This is a genomic window from Phycicoccus sp. Root563, assembly GCF_001427915.1.
GTDB lineage: Bacteria > Actinomycetota > Actinomycetes > Actinomycetales > Dermatophilaceae > Pedococcus.
Window position 1 is genome coordinate 2,072,047 of record NZ_LMGM01000001.1, and the last position, 452, is coordinate 2,072,498.

Genomic DNA, 452 nt, shown 5'->3' on the forward strand with positions numbered 1-452 from the left:
TGCAACCCCCGTCACGCAACCACAGCCGGCGCACCTGAGCCGTGGTGAACAACCGCACCACCCGGCCCTGGTCCACCACCTCACCGCCCGACCCCAACACCACCGGCAACACCGACGCCTCACACGCCAACCGGCGCACCGTCTCCGGGGCGACCAACACCTCGGCGTCCGGACCACCGACCGTCACCCCCGCCCCACGCACACCACTGGCCAGAGCAGCCCAGTCCATCGTCACCACCAGCTGGGTCTTCGCGTTCGGACCCACCCCCTCACCCGCTGCCACAGCCCGGCGCACCAACGCCACCAACGCCTCACCCCGACGCCGGTCACAGCTCCGCAGGTCCCGCTCACCGTCCACCGGCCTGGGTGCCGACAACGGCCCCAACGCCGCCTCCAGCACCGCCCTGCCCTCGCTGTCCAGCACCAGCCGGTACTCCGCAACCCCGGTCCCG

1 protein-coding gene is annotated in these 452 nt (G+C 72.3%); it reads right to left on the bottom strand.

Annotated elements, in window-relative coordinates; genetic code table 11:
• A partial coding sequence (locus ASD62_RS20990) for a DUF222 domain-containing protein (RefSeq protein ID WP_369818815.1) occupies window positions 1-424 on the bottom strand: 424 nt, incomplete at its 3' end.
• Window positions 425-452: the final 28 nt, after the last annotated feature.